Genomic DNA, 14687 nt, shown 5'->3' on the forward strand with positions numbered 1-14687 from the left:
CCTTTTTTTCGTGGGCGTCTCTGCCTTGATCAACCGCGACCGCCGCCGTTTCCGCCGCCGTTACCAGCACCGCCGCCACCACCGTTTCCAGCACCACCGCCACCACCGTTACCAGCACCGCCGCCACCACCGTTACCAGCACCACCGCCGCCACCGTTTCCAGCACCACCAGCACCTTCGCCGCTGCCACCGATTCCGACCCCGCCGCTTCCACGGTTCGCCGACCCCTGTTTGCCCTGCGCGCTCTGGACCATAGCGCCTTTCATCTCATCCTGCCCGGGCGTACCTACAGACTTTGCCTGGTTCACATCGTGAAACTGTGACCGCACAACATCGTCTTCCTCCGCCCAGGGATTCCCGTGATCCGCAAATGCGGGGTTGGCTGAAACTCCAATAACCGCTGTTGCCAGAGCCGGCGCAAGAAATTGAATGAAACCTTTGTATGTCATTGTACTGCCTTTCAAGACTGTTTTATTTTTGCCCGCGCGCAGTCATATTATATTTTTGGAATATTTAAAAAACCCCTACCGTCTCGCCATGGCCATGAGCTGAGCAAAAACCTGCCACCGGCGCCAAAAGCCGCGGACCACAGGCCCGGTTTTCCCGGTGGCGTCGCGCGGGGAACTCGGTCATATCTGGCCGCATCGCCGCCCCACAGGTTCACACGAGAAAGGTTCCGATCATACCCGCATCATTCAAACGCTTGCCGAAGTTTCCGATCAATACCGCGCGCTGTTTGTCGATCTCTGGGGCTGCGTCCACAATGGGGTCACCGCCTTTCCCGATGCGGTTGCCGCCCTGAAAGCGTACCGCGCCCGCGGCGGCAAGGTGGTTTTGGTGACCAACTCTCCCAAGCCACGTGCAGGCGTGGTCACTCAACTGACGCAATTCGGCGTGCCCGATGACGCCTATGACACCATCGCCACCTCCGGCGATTCTGCGCGCTCGGCGATGTTGACCGGAGCCGTCGGCAACAAGGTGTATTTTATGGGCGACTGGCAGCGCGACGCCGGCTTCTTTGAGCCCCTGCATGTGATCCATGATCCGGTCGAGATCACCCGTGTCCCCCTGAGTGAGGCCGAAGGCATCGTCTGCTGTGGCCCAACTGATCCTATGGCCCACCCGGATGTGAACAGGGCTGACTTCCTGCTGGCCAAACAAAAAGGCATCAAGCTGCTCTGCGCCAATCCCGACATCGTCGTTGATCGCGGCGAGACCCGTGAATGGTGTGCCGGGGCGCTGGCCCGGCTTTATACCGAGATGGGCGGAGAGAGCCTGTACTTTGGAAAACCGCACCCGCCGATTTACGATCTGGCCCGCCGCCGTCTGGCGGAACTGGGCACCGATATTTCGGACGGTGACATTCTGGCTATTGGCGATGGGCCGCACACCGATATTGCCGGCGCCATGGGCGAAGCCATCGATTCCCTTTTTATCACCGGCGGCCTTGCGGCCAGTGAAACAAAAACAGCGCAGCAGCCTGACCCGACAGCCCTCGCGGCCTATTTGACCCAGGAACAATCTGCTCCGACCTATAGCATCGGCTTCCTTCTCTGACCCGGAAAGCTCTTTACTTTCAGTACTTTATGAAGGTATTCAGATAGCAATGCAGGCAGGGTCTGCTGCGCCCCTTGCGGCTGCAGCCCCTGTTTTGCACCCTGCGCGCAGATGCTGCATGCGCCTAAAAACCTCTTGATTTTCTGCACCTGCAAAGTAATAAAGTTGCAAACGGGTGCAGCACCGCGCCCGAAAATTTCAAGACCACCTCGGCAGAGGCGATCTCATGGAGGGTCAAATGTTGGATAACATGCCGCGCGGAACCATCTGCATCGAAGATATCGAGATGGGCATGACGCGCTTTGTACGCAAGGTGATCACCGACGAAGATATCGAAATGTTCTCGCAGGTCTCGACCGACCGCAATCCGGTGCATCTGGATGATGAATATGCCCAGGACACCATTTTTCAGGGTCGCATTGCCCACGGCATGCTGACGGCGGGTCTGATCTCGGCGGTGATTGGAGAGCAGCTGCCTGGCCACGGCACCATCTACATGAGCCAGTCGCTCAAATTCCTCGCGCCCGTGCGGCCCGGCGATCTGGTGCTGGCCGAGGTGGAGGTGACGGATATCATCATCGACAAACGCCGGGTCAAACTTGAGTGCCGCTGCATGGTTGATGGCAAGAAGGTTCTGGTGGGCGAAGCCATGGTTATGGCCCCCTCGCGCAAGTTCGACTAAGGGCGCGCCACGCGACCTGGCTGCGGTTTCTGCCCTGGCTGATCTTTCGCGGCGGCCTTGTGCCAATCAGGTGCTTGCAAGCCTCTGTGCAGAGCGCTAGGCAGACCACATGCGCATCATCCAAGACTATCAATTTGTAGAGCAGCAAGATCGTGGCGCCAGCGTCGCGATCGGCAATTTCGATGGCGTCCATCGCGGCCATCAGTCGGTGATTGAACTGGCGCGCGCCGCCGCCCCAGATGCGCCGCTGGGCGTCATGACGTTTGAGCCGCACCCGCGTGCCTTCTTTGCGCCCAATGCGGCCCCTTTTCGGCTGATGTCCCCCGAGGCGCGTGCCTCGCGGCTGGAAAAGCTGGGCGTCGAGCGGCTGTATCAGCTGAACTTCAATGCCGCCCTGTCCGGCCTGCCCCCTGAGGATTTTGCCCGTAAAGTGATCGCCGACGGTCTGGGCCTGCGCCATGTGGTGGTCGGTGCGGATTTCTGCTTGGGCAAGGGCCGCAGCGGCACTGCCAAGGATCTGCAGCGCTTTGGCGCAGAGATGGGATTTGGCGTGACGATTGCACCGCTGATGGCGCACTCAAAGGCCACCGTTTCCTCAACCGCCATTCGCACCGCCCTCAGCGAGGGGCGCCCCCGTGATGCCGCTGCTATGCTCAGCCATTGGCACCGCATCGAGGGCAAAGTGATTGGCGGTGAGCAGCGCGGCCGTGATCTTGGCTTTCCGACTGCCAATATGTCCATTGACGGGCTGCACCCGCCGGCCTTTGGCGTATATGCCGTACTGATAGATGTGCTGGATGGCCCGCATCAGGGCAGCTATCAGGGCGCGGCCTCGATTGGAGTGCGGCCCATGTTTGATGGGGCGCACCCCAATATCGAGACCTTTCTGTTTGATTTCACCGGTAATCTTTATGGCGCGACGCTCTCGGTCGCCCTGGTGGACTATCTGCGTCCTGAGATGAAATTTGACGGGCTGGAGGCGCTGATTGCACAGATGACTGCCGATTGTGATCGGGCCCGCGATATTCTTACCGCAGAAAGCCAGGTTGACAGACAGGCTGCCACATGAGCGAGGGCATTGACCGGCAGGGGCTTGGTAAGCGCTTTTGGGAAAAGAAGCCGCTGGAAAAGCTCAACCCACAGGAATGGGAAGCGCTTTGTGATGGCTGCGGCAAATGCTGCCTCAACAAACTAGAGGACGAGGACAGCGGTGAGGTCGCGCTGACCCGTGTGGCCTGCCGCCTGCTGGATGATTCCACATGTCGCTGCGCCCATTATGAAAACCGCCACCAGTTCATCCCGGAATGCATCGTGCTCAAGCCCAGCAACCTAGACACCCATGCCTATTGGATGCCGCAGACCTGCGCCTATCGCCTGCTTTGGGAGGGCAAGCCCCTGCCCCAGTGGCACCCGCTTTTGACCGGTGACCCCAACAGCCCCCATGAGGCTGGTGTCAGCGTCCGCGGCTGGACCGTTTCCGAATTCGACACTCCCGAAGAAGACTGGGAAGATCATATCATCGAGGAGCCTATCTGATGTTTTTTGCCTCTGACAATTCCGGCCCGGTGCCAAAGCAGGTTCTGCAGGCTTTGACACAGGCAAACACCGGCTATGCCATGGGCTATGGTGCGGATGATGAGATGGCAGAGGTGACAGCGCGCATTCGCGAGATCTTTGAGGCGCCCGAAGCCGCAGTCCATCTGGTCGCCACAGGCACCGCCGCCAACTCTCTGGCGCTGGCGACGCTGTGTCAGCCGTTTGAAACCATATTCTGTACCCCCGTGGCGCATATCCATGAGGATGAATGCAACGCGCCAGAGTTCTACACGGGCGGCGCCAAACTGACGCTGGTACCCGGCGCGGCGGGTTCAGACGACAAAATGACGCCCGCAGCCCTGCATGCCACGATTGCCAGGGAAGAGAGCCGTGGCGTGCACGGCCCCCAGCGCGGACCGGTCTCGATCACCCAGGTGACAGGGCGCGGCACGATTTACGCGCTGGACGAGATCAAAGCGATTGCGCAGGTCACCCGGGACTTCGGCCTGCCGCTGCACATGGATGGCGCCCGTTTCACCAATGCTCTGGTGGCGCTGGGATGCACCCCCGCCGAGATGACCTGGAAAGCCGGCGTTGACGCTGTCTGTTTTGGCGGCACCAAGAACGGTCTGATGGGGGTCGAGGCGGTGATTTTCTTTGACCCCAAACATGCCTGGGAGTTTGAGGTGCGGCGCAAGCGCGGCGGCCATCTGTTTTCCAAGCACCGCTATCTGTCGGCCCAGATGCTGGCCTATCTTACCGACGATTTGTGGCGCGACAACGCCCGCAAGGCCAACGCAAATTGCGCCTACCTGGCCGCAGGGCTGGAGCAAAAAGGTGCGCCGTTTCTGCACGAGGCCCAGGCAAACATGATCTTTGCCGCCCTGCCCCGCGCCACGCATCAGCGCTTGTTTGAGGCCGGGGCGATCTATCACCTGTGGGATGGCCCATTGGAGGGCGATCCAGAGCAGGAGGTTACCGCCCGTTTTGTCTGTGACTGGGCCCTGAGCAAAGATCTCATCGACCAGTTTCTGGACCTGCTCTAGGGTACACGCACAGGCTCAGAACCGGCCCAGAAACACTGCCTCCAAAAACACTGGCCCAAAAACGCTGGCCCAAAAACGCTGCCCCCAACACACCGGCCCAGAAAAGGATCCCTCTACGGCGCCACCTCGTTCCAGAAGGCCCGCAGCAGGGAGGCTGTTTCACTGGCATGGGTGATCGGAAGCATGTGACCGGCCTGCGGCACCACAATGGCGCGGGCATCCGTCAGGCGCCGCGCCAGCCCCTCATTGATCAGCGGCATCACCGGCTGGCTCTCCCCTCCGCTCAACAGCAGAACCGGCATTGCAACAGGGTCAAGCGCCCCCGGCAGCAACACGCCCTTGTCATCCAGATACAATGTATCAAAGCTCTGAGGCACCACCTGCATCGCCCGCACCATGGCCGCACGCGCCTGCTCGGGCATCTCGTTCCATTTTGGTTTACCCGTGCCCCACATCCGGTTGAAAAATCGGGTTGCACCTTCAACGTCACCAGCCGCATAGAGCTGTGAAAACGGGGCCTCTTCAGCCTCCAGCGCCGCCTGTGCTTCCGGCGCCTCAAGACGCGTGACGGCAAACAACACCGGCTCGATCAGCGCGAGGCTATTGACCCGTTCTGGCCGCGCCTGCACCATGCGCAGGGCAACTGTAGCGCCAAAAGAATGCCCGATCAGGTCAACCGGCCCAGCCTCTGCCTCCAGCAGCCCCAGCCCGGCGTCGACATTAGCAGTCTGGAAATCCGCCGCACCTGTCCAGTCCGGACTGCGGCCATGGGCATACATGTCGAACGCGGTAAGGGTAATCTCCGCCTCCATCTGGCTGGCCAGCCAGCGCCAGGCTCCGGAATGCGCCAGAGAGCAATGCACTGCCAGAACCCGGCGCGGCCCCGCCCCAAAACTGCGAGAGTAAATGTCGCTCAAAATGCCATCCTTTTAGTCGTGATCGTTTCCTGCGGCAGGCTCAACCTGCCCCGTTCTGTCGGCCTGCCCGGTTCTGTCAGCCCGCCCCGTTTTCTCAGTGGGCAAAGCGCTGTCAGCCTGCAAGATGCTGCTCAAGATCCTCGATCCGGTCCTGCCCCCAGAAACGGTCCCCATCTTGCGTCACATAAAAGGGCGCACCAAAGACACCTGCCTTGACGGCCTCCTCGAGGTTTTGCGCATATCTCTCCGCGCCGGCCAAAAGACCGGTATCCGCCAGAGAGGCGTCAAAGCCGGCGCTCTCGAGACAGGATTTGATCACGCTGTCTTCTGCGATGTCTCGGTCCTCTGCCCAGACGGCCCGCATCAGCCCATGCACAAGCGCGCCCAGATCACCGCCGCCGGCCGCCTGTGCTGCAAGGATCGCATATGAGGCGGGTGCTGCATTGGTCGGCCAATGCGCCGGTTTCAGATTGATCTTCAGCCCATACTTTTTGGCCTGACGCTCAAGTTCAATCAACCGATACTCCTGACGCGAGACGTGACGGTCCTTTGGAGGCGTGCCGCCAGTGCGCCCAAACAGCGCAATGATGTCGAAAGGCTTGTAATTGATCTGGGCATTCTGTCGCGCCGCTGCCGCCTCAAGCCGGGTTCCGGCCAGGTATGCATAGGGCGACAGGGTCGAGAAGTAATAATCAATGGTAGCCATGAATGGTTTTCTCCCGCTTAGAACTAGGCTGATAGCTACGCACATGTTAAGCGGTGGGCAAGATCACGAATCTGTCACATAGCCATTGCTGCCGGGGATATCAGCCAATGCCGACTTTGAACGAACACAAGCTTATCGCTGGGAACGCCAACCTCCCGCTTGCCAACTCAATTGCCCGCCGTATGAGCATGCACCGCGGTGTCGACCAAGGACTGGTTGATGCCCGCGTTGAACGCTTTAACGACGGCGAGATCTTTGTCGAGGTCTATGAGAACGTACGCGGCGAAGATATGTTTATCATTCAGCCGACCTCAAATCCGGCCAATGACAACCTGATGGAGCTGCTGATCATTTCCGACGCTCTGCGTCGCTCGTCGGCGCAGCGGATCACGGCGGTGATCCCCTATTTCGGCTATGCCCGTCAGGACCGCCGCACCAAAGCGCGCACACCAACTTCTGCCAAATTGGTCGCCAATATGCTGACGGGTGCGGGCATCGAACGGGTGCTGACCATGGACCTGCATGCGGCCCAGATCCAGGGGTTCTTTGATATCCCTGTCGACAACCTCTATGCCTCGCCGATCTTTGCGCTGGATGTCAAAAACCAGTTCAAAGACCGTATGGACGACCTCATGGTGGTCTCACCCGATGTTGGCGGCGTGGCCCGCGCCCGCGAGCTGGCCAAGCGCATCAACGCCCCCCTGTCGATCGTCGACAAACGCCGCGAAAAAGCCGGTGAGATTGCTGAGATGACCGTGATTGGCGATGTAACAGACAAGATCTGCCTCATTGTGGATGACATGTGCGACACGGCCGGCACCCTGTGCAAGGCGGCGCAAATCCTGATGGACAATGGCGCCAAAGAGGTGCACGCCTATATCACCCATGGTGTCATGAGCGGCCCTGCCGTGGAACGCGTCAGCAACTCGGTGATGAAATCCCTGGTGCTGACCGATTCCATCCAGCCAACACAGGACATTCTGGACACGCCCAACATCCGCGTCCTGCCCACAGCGCCCCTGTTCACCCAGGCGATCCTGAACATCTGGCATGGCACCTCCGTGTCCTCGCTGTTTGATGACAAAACCCTGATACCGATCTACGAGTCGCTCTACGCGCCCGGTGTCTAAGCCATCAACCCGCATTGAGAGGGCCCCGCGCAGTGACCTGCCGGGGCCCTTTTTTCATATCAAGTGTGGCTGGCGATGCTGCGGGGAACGTATTTTCGGGCGCGCGCTGCAATGAGCCCTGAGTGTCGAAAACTACAGCCAAATCAGCACACTGGCTATCTGCGCTTTTCCGAAAGGATACTGACCGCTTCTTCTGATATGTCCAACCGGAGTTGGTATTTTCCAGATGCTACGATGAAGTCTGGAGTTTCTATTCCCACGGTGGAAAGCGCTTGTCGAAGATGAGTGCCCGAAACTGGAATGTAGTCAGGCTCGTCACCCGAGAATTTGTTGTATAACTTCCCGCCAAACCAACTGCTTCTGCGGCGCGCAGCTTTTGCTGTTTCGTTTCTGAAGTGGAGTATTCCAAGGAGACCTTCGAGATCATGCGGGAACAAATCAGCCGCTTTGCTCCCGGCCGATAGAACGCCAGCCAGTCCTGCTGTTGCAGCCTGCGATATGCCTTCTTTTGTAGGAGAAGGCCCCTCTAGAATTCTCAAAACCGGTTTAGCCATCCAGGGAGCCTAGTCCCGGATTGACGCCAACTCAACGACTGAAAAGTCCGCTCAGCTGAAAGTCGCGAAGACTGAAAAACACGACGACCAGAGGGCGGATAAGGCCCCAACGCGTCCCCAAGCCTCAGTCTACCTCATGCCAGTCATCTTCAAAGGGCAGCTCGCCAATCGCGGTCCAGGCAGCACGCAGGCGCGCCACGCGGCTATCGCCCCAGGTGCGAAACACCATCTCAAACCCCGTAACTGATACATTCTCAGCAACCAATTCAGCCCGAATGGCCGCATTTGTGTCCATATCCCAAAGCGAGATCGACACCTGCACCGCAGGCGGCTGACGGTACACCTCGCGAAAGGAAACCTGCTTGCGCCGTTCCCGCGACCCTTCGCCGGTCCACATACTGCCGCCGCTGTCGAATTCGGAAAAGAGCAGCAGATCGCCCTGATCAATTCCGATACGTGGATTGCGTAGTCTCTGCATATCTTGCCGTTCCATTGTCCGTTTGTGCCACCCGTTTGGTCGGCAGCAAAAGCATTACACATCAATACTTTCTAACAATCAAAAAACAAAACCGGCCCATCACATCGGAGGGCCGGTTTTTAGATCTTCTGGTCACACTCGGCGACGCTGTATGGTCCTTTACAGGCTCATATGCGTGCCCAGAGCCTCCATGTCCGCCAGCAGCTTGGCTGCTTCTTCAACCAACCCGTGGGGCTGATCATCGTCTTGGGCGGTCTTGTAGGTCTGACGAGCATCTTCAATCAGCTCGTCCAGATGGGCACGGGTCATCTCATCCATTGGGATCGCCTTTTCAGCCAGGACCGAGAGGGCCTCTGCACTGATTTCGGCAAAGCCGCCGGTGACCACAAACTCCGAAGTGCCTTGCGAGCTTTCCACCCGCAGGACACCCGGACGCAGGGTGGTGATGGTGGGCGCATGCATCGGCATCGCCGTCATGTCACCCTCCGCGCCGGGGATCAGGACCGCATTCACCTGCAGCGAAGCAAGGCTCCGCTCCGGGCTCACGAGATCGAATTGCATGGTATCAGCCATCAGAGCCCTCCTTAGGCCGCGTCAGCAGCCATTTTCTCGGCTTTTGCGATCACTTCGTCGATGCCGCCAACCATGTAGAAGGCGCCTTCGGGGAGATGGTCGTATTCGCCAGCCACAACGGCCTTGAACGATGCGATAGTGTCTTCCAGCTGAACCTGTTTGCCGTCGGCGCCGGTGAAGATTTTGGCAACGTCAAACGGCTGCGACAGGAAGCGTTCGATCTTACGCGCACGGGCCACAGCCAGTTTGTCGTCTTCCGAAAGCTCATCCATGCCCAGAATGGCAATGATGTCCTGCAGCGATTTGTAGCGCTGAAGAATCTGCTGCACGTCGGTGGCAACTTTGTAGTGCTCGTCACCAATGATCAGCGGATCCAGCAAACGCGAGGTCGAACCAAGCGGGTCAACGGCAGGGTAGATACCCTTTTCCGAGATCGCACGGTCCAGAACGGTTGTCGCATCAAGGTGCGCAAACGAAGTCGCAGGAGCAGGGTCAGTAAGGTCATCCGCAGGAACGTAAACGGCCTGAACGGAAGTGATCGAACCATTTTTGGTCGAAGAGATCCGTTCCTGCATCGCACCCATGTCGGTGGCCAGTGTTGGCTGGTAGCCAACAGCGGAAGGAATACGACCCAGCAGAGCCGAAACCTCGGAACCCGCCTGTGTGAAGCGGAAGATGTTTCCACGAAGAACAAAACGTCCGAGCCGCTGTCGTCACGGAACTGTTCCGCCAGGGTCAGACCCGACAGAGCAACCCGCATACGCGCACCTGGAGGCTCGTTCATCTGGCCGTAGACCAGCGCAATTTTCGACTCGGGCAGGTTATCGGGAACGATAACACCGGATTCGATCATCTCGTGGTAAAGGTCGTTACCTTCACGGGTCCGCTCACCAACACCGGCGAACACGGAAACACCCGAGTGCACCTTGGCGATGTTGTTGATCAGTTCCATGATCAGAACGGTTTTACCAACGCCGGCACCGCCGAACAGACCAATTTTACCACCCTTGGTGTAGGGGGCCAGAAGGTCGATAACCTTGATACCTGTGGTCAGGATCTCGGTTGCGGTCGACTGCTCCGAGAACGAAGGCGCGTCGCCGTGGATACCACGGGTTTCGGTTGCGTCTACGGGGCCCTTTTCGTCAACCGGCTCACCGATGACGTTGAGGATACGACCCAGTGTGGCATTGCCAACTGGAACCGAGATAGGCGCGCCTGTGTCAGTCACGTCTTGGCCGCGAACCAGACCTTCGGTTGCGTCCATAGCGATGGTCCGAACGGTGCTCTCACCAAGGTGCTGAGCAACTTCGAGAACCAGTGTCTTACCGTTGTTGTCTGTGGTAACGGCGTTCAGGATTTCCGGCAGGGCATCCTCGAACTGCACGTCCACAACGGCGCCAATCACCTGCGTGATTTTGCCTTTTGCGTTTGCCATGTGTTTGTCTCCGGTTGTCTCTTAGAGCGCCTCAGCGCCCGAAATGATTTCAATCAGCTCGTTGGTGATGACGGCCTGACGCGAGCGGTTATACTCGATTGTCAGCTTGTCGATCATCTCGCCAGCGTTACGGGTGGCGTTATCCATCGCACTCATCCGGGCACCCTGTTCGGATGCACCGTTTTCCAGCAGCGCTGAAAAGATCTGGGTCGATACGCCACGTGGCAGCAGGTCGGCGAGGATCGCCTCTTCACTGGGCTCGTAGTCGTAACCGGCCGTAGCCTCTTCTGCGGTACCGCCCTCGTAGGAGGCCGGAATGATCTGCTGCGCTGTTGGCACCTGGGTCACAACGTTGACAAATCCTGCAAAGAAAATTGTCGCAACGTCGAATTCACCAGCGTCAAAGCGGGTCAGGATATCCTTTGCGATGTTTTGCGCGTCGGCATAGCCAACCCGTTTCACTTCGCTCAGGTCCACATGGCCGACAAAATCATCAGCCAGGTCACGACGCAGTGCGTCGCGGCCCTTTTTACCAGCGGTCAGGAGCTTGACCGTCTTGCCAGCTGCTTTCAGCTCGAGCGCCTTGTGGCGCGCCAGCTTGGCGATATTGCCGTTTAAAGCCACCGCACAGGCCCCGCTCAGCGGTCATGACAACAAGCAGTTGTACCTGATCGCTGCCGGTGCCGCGCAGCAGTTTTGGTGCGCTGTCGCTGCTGCCAACCGAAGCCGCCAGCCCAGCCATGACGGCATTGAACCGCGTGGTGTAGGGCCGTGAATCTTCAGCAGCTTCCTGGGCACGGCGAAGTTTCGCCGCCGCCACCATTTGCATGGCCTTAGTGATCTTACGGGTGCCTTTGACACTCGCGATCCTGTTTTTCAGGTCCTTGAGATTTGGCATTGCCTTATCCCCTTACGCGAAATCTGCGGCGAATTCATCCAGCGCTGCTTTGATCTTGTCGGCAGCATCGCCCTTGATCTTTGGATCTTCGGTGGAAATCCACGCGAGCAGATCAGCGTGCTTGCCACGCAGATGCGCCAGCAGACCCGCCTCGTAGCGGCCAACCGCCTTGACGTCGATCTTGTCGAGGTAACCTGTGGTGCCTGCAAAGATCACGCAGACGATTTCTGCGTTGGTCAGCGGTGAGTACTGCGCCTGCTTCATCAGCTCGGTCAGACGGGCACCACGGTTCAGCAGCTGCTGAGTGGCGGCGTCAAGGTCAGAGCCGAACTGCGCAAAGGCAGCCATTTCGCGATACTGAGCCAGTTCCAGCTTAACCGGACCCGCAACAGATTTCATCGAGTTTGTTTGCGCCGAAGAGCCAACACGCGAAACCGACAGACCGGTGTTCACAGCAGGACGGATGCCCTGGTAGAACAGTTCGGTTTCCAGGAAGATCTGACCATCGGTGATCGAGATCACGTTGGTTGGAATAAAGGCGGAAACGTCGCCACCCTGGGTTTCAATAACGGGCAGAGCCGTCAGCGAGCCGGAGCCGAAGTCTTCGTTCAGTTTCGCAGAGCGTTCCAGCAGGCGGGAGTGCAGATAGAAAACGTCACCAGGATAGGCTTCACGTCCGGGCGGACGACGCAGCAGCAGCGACATCTGACGATAAGCAGCAGCCTGCTTGGAGAGATCATCATAGATGATCAGGCCGTGCTTGCCGCTGTCGCGGAAGTATTCGGCCATTGCGGTCGCGGCATAGGGGGCCAGGAACTGCAGCGGTGCAGGATCGGAGGCGGTTGCAGCAACCACGATCGAGTATTCCATCGCGCCGGCTTCTTCCAGCTTTTTCACCAGCTGCGCCACGGTAGAGCGCTTCTGGCCAACAGCAACATAGACGCAGTACAGTTTCTTCGACTCGTCGTCGCCTGCAGCCTCGTTGTAGGATTTCTGGTTCAGAATGGTGTCCAGAGCAATCGCGGTTTTACCGGTCTGACGGTCACCAATGATCAGCTCACGCTGGCCACGGCCAACCGGGATCATCGCGTCAACCGACTTGAGGCCAGTTGCCATCGGCTCGTGAACCGATTTACGCGGGATAATGCCAGGCGCCTTAGAGTCGGCAACACCGCGCTTCTTGGCGTTGATCGGGCCTTTGCCGTCCAGCGGGTTACCCAGACCGTCCACAACGCGACCCAGCAGCTCGGGGCCAACGGGAACGTCAACGATCGAGTTGGTGCGCTTGACTGTGTCACCTTCTTTGATGTCACGGTCGGAGCCAAAGATAACGATACCTACGTTATCGGCCTCCAGGTTCAGCGCCATGCCCATAACCCCACCGGGGAATTCGACCATTTCGCCAGCCTGAACATTGTCGAGGCCGTAGACGCGGGCGATACCATCACCAACGCTCAGCACGCGACCAATTTCAGCCACCTCGGCTTCCTGACCAAAGTTCTTGATCTGGTCTTTTAGGATCGCAGAAATCTCTGCTGCTTGGATACCCATTTATCCGACCTCTTTCATTGCATTCTGTAGGGAGTTGAGCTTGGAGCGGATCGAGCTATCGATCATCTTTGAGCCCACTTTAACGACGAGACCGCCAATGATGCTTTCATCGACGGTTGCATTGATGGTAATCTTTTTGCCCACGCGCTCGGCCAGCGTCTTGGCCAGCTTTTCGCTTTGGGTTTTGGTCAGTGCCTTGGCCGAGATCACCTCGGCGGTCACTTCACCGCGCGCATCCGCCAGACGGGCGCGCAGAGCTGTGATCAGGGCAGGCACCACAAACAGGCGGCGCTTTTGCGCCATCAGAGCCAGGCTATTGCTCAGAACAGGTGCAAGACCCATTTTTTTGGCAATCGCGGCAATCGCGGCCCCCTGCTCTTCCCGTGTGATCAGCGGAGAGCTGATCAGGTTTTGCAGATCGTCACTGTCAGCCAGGGCAGCTGCCAGATCATTGATACTGGTTTCAAGGCTATCAAGCGCCTTGCTTTCTTCGGCGATCTCAAAGACCGCAGTGGCATAGCGCGCAGCAATGCCTGCTGAAATCGAAGCTGGTTCGGACACGTCCACCCTTCCGACATTTTGGCCCCGGTTGGCATGTCTGAGAGCAGACGGCGTCCGGGGGCGTGAGCGAGCCCCGCCAGAGCGGCAGGGCGTTAAAATCAGCGTGGATGTAACAGAGCGGTAGCAACCTATCAACTGTCTATAATGGCAACACTAAAAACCCTGAATGTAGCGTTTTCAAGACCTTAGCCAAAGTGCGGCCCTCTGCCTCTGCAAAGACTGACAATTTTTACCTCTGAACAGCCCCTATTTACGATTCCAAAAGGGCCAAAATCGACCAGAATGTCCAAAACACCCCTGTCGGCGGCAGCTCAAATACAAGACCTTGCCGCTAAACTCACCAAAACAGAATCATCCGCACACCGCAGGCCAGATTGTGACCAGATTTCTCTGGCCTGGGCGCCCTCTGGCCGCCTGTGGATCTGTTTTTCGCCGCAGCATCCAGCCCCGCCCTTCTGATCAGGCGGGCTGATCAGGCGGACTGATCGGGCGGATCAGGCTGGCTCGGCAATCGGGTTGGATAATCCCTCAAGCACCCGGATCGGGTTGGCCCGCCGGACTTTGGTCATATGGCCGCGCTGCGGATGGGTCTGCTTGCTGACCTCGACCATAAACACGCCCCCAGCCAGCATGGCGGGCAGCTGCCTGCCGACCCGCTCAAACAGCGCGGCTGATTTTAACCAGAACCGTTTTTGGCTTGGCAAACCATATAGGGCTGCGGCGTGCCGCTCGATGGTGAATTCATGCAGGCGAAGCTGGTTTTCCAGCTGGGTCAGCGTATAGGGCCGCCCATAGCCAAATGGCGTCTTGTCCGAGCGCGCCCAGAACCCGGCCCGGTTCGGCACCACAAAGATTCCCCGCCCCCCAGGTCCCAACACGCGACGGCATTCCTCCAGAAGCTGGGTTGGCCGCTCCGAGGTCTCAAGGCCGTGCATCACCACCAGACGATCCACCCGGCCCGTCTCGATCGGCCAAATCGTCTCTTCGCACAGCACCGAAACATTGGGCAGACCCGCAGGCCATTGCATCACCCCCTGTGGCCCCGGCATCAGGGCGATAACCC

General features: G+C 58.7%; 15 protein-coding genes and 2 pseudogenes. 6 read left to right on the plus strand and 11 right to left on the minus strand.

All coding sequences use genetic code 11. The features are described 5' to 3' along the window. Positions 1 to 29: 29 nt before the first annotated feature. Positions 30 to 449 (minus strand): hypothetical protein, encoded by a 420-nt coding sequence (locus tag B4968_RS23090; RefSeq protein ID WP_139792778.1) that lies wholly within the window; start codon positions 447 to 449, stop codon positions 30 to 32. Between the two features lie 184 nt (positions 450 to 633). On the opposite strand from B4968_RS23090, the gene B4968_RS11995 reads away from it, so the two are divergent. The 5 genes from B4968_RS11995 to B4968_RS12015 all read left to right on the plus strand — a co-directional run bounded on the left by B4968_RS11995 (position 634) and on the right by B4968_RS12015 (position 4821). Next, the gene (locus B4968_RS11995) at positions 634 to 1557 is read left to right on the plus strand and encodes a TIGR01459 family HAD-type hydrolase (protein ID WP_083099335.1); all 924 of its coding nucleotides are present in this window, start codon (positions 634 to 636) and stop codon (positions 1555 to 1557) included. Positions 1558 to 1795: 238 nt separating this feature from the next. Beyond that, the gene (locus B4968_RS12000; protein ID WP_083099337.1) at positions 1796 to 2239 is read left to right on the plus strand and encodes a MaoC family dehydratase; all 444 of its coding nucleotides are present in this window, start codon (positions 1796 to 1798) and stop codon (positions 2237 to 2239) included. A 109-nt stretch (positions 2240 to 2348) separates the two neighbouring features. Continuing rightward, positions 2349 to 3308: a bifunctional riboflavin kinase/FAD synthetase gene (locus tag B4968_RS12005; protein WP_083099320.1), complete on the plus strand. Its 960-nt coding sequence runs from the start codon at positions 2349 to 2351 to the stop codon at positions 3306 to 3308. Then, positions 3305 to 3775, plus strand: coding sequence for a YcgN family cysteine cluster protein (locus tag B4968_RS12010; RefSeq protein WP_083099321.1), 471 nt, complete (start codon positions 3305 to 3307; stop codon positions 3773 to 3775). Before B4968_RS12005 ends, B4968_RS12010 begins: the two co-directional genes overlap by 4 nt. Beyond that, positions 3775 to 4821, plus strand: a complete 1047-nt coding sequence (locus tag B4968_RS12015) for a threonine aldolase family protein (RefSeq protein ID WP_083099323.1) — start codon at positions 3775 to 3777, stop codon at positions 4819 to 4821. The genes B4968_RS12010 and B4968_RS12015 overlap by 1 nt, the downstream gene beginning before the upstream one ends. A gap of 113 nt (positions 4822 to 4934) precedes the next feature. On the opposite strand, the gene B4968_RS12020 is transcribed toward B4968_RS12015, so the two are convergent. Then, entirely contained in the window at positions 4935 to 5738 is an 804-nt protein-coding gene (locus tag B4968_RS12020; RefSeq protein ID WP_241525697.1) for an alpha/beta fold hydrolase, read from the minus strand. A 112-nt stretch (positions 5739 to 5850) separates the two neighbouring features. Further along, entirely contained in the window at positions 5851 to 6444 is a 594-nt protein-coding gene (locus B4968_RS12025; RefSeq protein ID WP_083099326.1) for a 2-hydroxychromene-2-carboxylate isomerase, read from the minus strand. A 107-nt stretch (positions 6445 to 6551) separates the two neighbouring features. On the opposite strand from B4968_RS12025, the gene B4968_RS12030 reads away from it, so the two are divergent. Next, a complete protein-coding gene (locus B4968_RS12030) occupies positions 6552 to 7574 on the plus strand; it encodes a ribose-phosphate pyrophosphokinase (RefSeq protein WP_083099327.1) in 1023 nt (340 codons plus the stop codon). A gap of 155 nt (positions 7575 to 7729) precedes the next feature. Here the strand turns inward: B4968_RS12030 and B4968_RS23095 are convergent, their stop codons facing one another. The 8 genes and pseudogenes from B4968_RS23095 to B4968_RS12065 all read right to left on the minus strand — a co-directional run. After that, positions 7730 to 8128, minus strand: a complete 399-nt coding sequence (locus B4968_RS23095) for a hypothetical protein (RefSeq protein ID WP_139792780.1) — start codon at positions 8126 to 8128, stop codon at positions 7730 to 7732. Positions 8129 to 8252: 124 nt separating this feature from the next. Continuing rightward, entirely contained in the window at positions 8253 to 8606 is a 354-nt protein-coding gene (locus B4968_RS12035; RefSeq protein WP_083099338.1) for an H-type lectin domain-containing protein, read from the minus strand. 159 nt (positions 8607 to 8765) lie between these two features. Next, a complete protein-coding gene (locus B4968_RS12040) occupies positions 8766 to 9179 on the minus strand; it encodes a F0F1 ATP synthase subunit epsilon (RefSeq protein WP_083099329.1) in 414 nt (137 codons plus the stop codon). An 11-nt stretch (positions 9180 to 9190) separates the two neighbouring features. Beyond that, positions 9191 to 10614 (minus strand): annotated as a pseudogene (atpD, locus tag B4968_RS12045) (F0F1 ATP synthase subunit beta). A gap of 21 nt (positions 10615 to 10635) precedes the next feature. After that, positions 10636 to 11512, minus strand: a pseudogene (locus tag B4968_RS12050) (F0F1 ATP synthase subunit gamma). A gap of 12 nt (positions 11513 to 11524) precedes the next feature. Next, positions 11525 to 13063, minus strand: coding sequence for a F0F1 ATP synthase subunit alpha (atpA, locus tag B4968_RS12055; RefSeq protein ID WP_083099330.1), 1539 nt, complete (start codon positions 13061 to 13063; stop codon positions 11525 to 11527). After that, entirely contained in the window at positions 13064 to 13624 is a 561-nt protein-coding gene (locus tag B4968_RS12060) for a F0F1 ATP synthase subunit delta (RefSeq protein WP_083099340.1), read from the minus strand. It lies immediately after the preceding gene. 494 nt (positions 13625 to 14118) lie between these two features. After that, on the minus strand, positions 14119 to 14687 hold a 569-nt coding region (locus B4968_RS12065; protein ID WP_083099341.1), incomplete at its 5' end, for a class I SAM-dependent methyltransferase.

This window comes from Pseudophaeobacter leonis, from assembly GCF_002087335.1.
Classification (GTDB): Bacteria; Pseudomonadota; Alphaproteobacteria; order Rhodobacterales; family Rhodobacteraceae; genus Pseudophaeobacter; species Pseudophaeobacter leonis.